The sequence below is a fragment of the Actinomadura sp. HBU206391 genome (assembly GCF_014323665.1).
In the GTDB taxonomy this organism is placed as follows: domain Bacteria; phylum Actinomycetota; class Actinomycetes; order Streptosporangiales; family Streptosporangiaceae; genus Actinomadura_C.
The window spans coordinates 1-1,815 of sequence record NZ_JABVEB010000512.1 but is presented as its reverse complement, the minus strand read 5'-3'; the positions used below and the strand labels follow the sequence as shown (position 1 = coordinate 1,815).

General features: G+C 65.6%; 2 protein-coding genes. Both read left to right on the top strand.

Annotated elements, in window-relative coordinates:
• Positions 1 to 194 (top strand): DUF1731 domain-containing protein (locus HKK72_RS38950; protein WP_187239383.1); only part of this gene is annotated, 194 nt, incomplete at its 5' end.
• Between the two features lie 257 nt (positions 195 to 451).
• Complete coding sequence (locus HKK72_RS38945) at positions 452 to 1,252, top strand: helix-turn-helix domain-containing protein (RefSeq protein ID WP_222721689.1); 801 nt, start codon at positions 452 to 454, stop codon at positions 1,250 to 1,252.
• Positions 1,253 to 1,815 lie beyond the last annotated feature (563 nt).

Below are 1,815 nucleotides of genomic sequence, written 5' to 3'. Positions count from 1 at the left end.
CGGTGGGCCTGCCCGCGACGAAGTGGATGGCGGAGGCCGGAGCGCTCGCGATGCGCTCAGACACCGAACTCCTGTTGAAAAGCCGCCGCGTCGTCCCCGGCCGCCTGGTCGAAGCCGGCTTCGCCTTCGACCACACGCAATGGCCGGAGGCCGCCGATGACCTCGTCCGGCGCGTGCGCGCCAGATCTGCTTGAGCCGACCCTGCGCTTGCCGAAAATGTCATCCGGCCAGGTGCGGGCTCTGGGTCGCTTTGCCGGGTCCCCAGGCGTGGTGCTTCTGGCTGATCGTGTCGGAGTGCTCGCCCGGGAGGCGGTCACGGCGGGATGATGATCGGCTGTGCTGTTGCGACTTGCCTACTTGACGGCGACGAACACCTTTGCTGTGCTGCGGTTGCTACCGATGAGCGACCGCGACAAGACACCGAGATCCTGACGCTGCGCACCAGATCGCGGTGCTGGAACGCCAGCTAGGTAAGAAGAAGGTGCGGTTCACCCCAGGCGACCGTGCCTTCCTCGAGGCGCTGATGCACCATCTGCCGCCCGAGGCGCTGCGTCGGCTGCGGCTGCTGGCACACCCGGACACGATCCTGCGCTGGCACCGCGACCTGATCAACCGAAGACACGCTGCCAAGTCAAACCCCAAGCGGCCGGGCCGGCCGCGAACCGTACGTTCCATCCGGGCCTTGGTCCTGCGTCTGGTCCGGGAGAATCCCAGCTGGGGGTACAGGCGCGTCCACGGCGAGCTCATGGTCCTGGGAGTGAGGGTCGCCGCCTCCACCGTGCGGGAGATCCTCAAGGAGGCCGGAATCGACCCGGCGCCCAAGCGCGCCTCCGGCACCTGGGCCGATTTCCTGCGCTCTCAGGCGGATGCCCTGCTGGCCTGCGACTTCTTCAAAACGGTCATCTTGTCCGGAGCACAGATGTATGTGTTCGCGGTGATCGAACACGGGAGTCGCCGCATCCGGATTCTGGGCGCGACCGCGCACCCGACGGCGTCCTGGGCCGTGCAGGCGGCGAAGAACCTCGTTATGGACCTGCAGGACGCCGACTGCCGGGCGCGGTTGCTGATCCGGGACCGGGACGGCACACCCCAAGCTGTTCGACACCGTCCTGAAAGACGCAGGAATCGAGGTGGTGCTGAGCGGCGTCCGGGTACCCCGCATGAACGCGATCATGGAGCGCTGGGTGCAGACCTTGCGGGTGCCGAAACCTCATCCATAGCCTGCGACCTGGAAGTTCTTGAGAACAGCTGAGGACCGGCGCCCAGGCGCGCCCAGGTAACCAATCGTGCTGCTGCGACTCCCTCGAGTATCGGGTTCAGACGCTGACCTGCAGATTGAGACGGGAGTGAACCTGGGCATTTCATAGGCACCCGATCGGCACATCCCCTACCTGCCGCGTGCCCAAGTTCTGCCCACACCGGCCTTGAGCCGCGGCTAAAGGATCAAGCGACAATCACCGCTGCCCGGCTCCGGGTGAAGGCTGGCCGCCACGAACGCTTCCCCGACCGATTCACCAGAGCCACCCGTGCACGGCGGACGACGCTAGTCGTGCAAACGACTGAACGTCGGTTCACACCCAGAAGAACCGCAGATAACAACCGTGCTCCCCCGGTTCGTGCTCCCGCTGCTCCCGCCCGGAGCAGGGAGCGACGGGAGCACGCAGGGTTCCTGAACCGTCCTGAACAGACGTCGACGAGCCTCATCGGACGGCGCTGACCTGCGACACCTCGAAGAACCGCAGGTCAGGACATGATCGGAACAACCTTGACACGGTAGAGGTCACTGGTTCAATCCCAGTATCGCCCACCACTGTT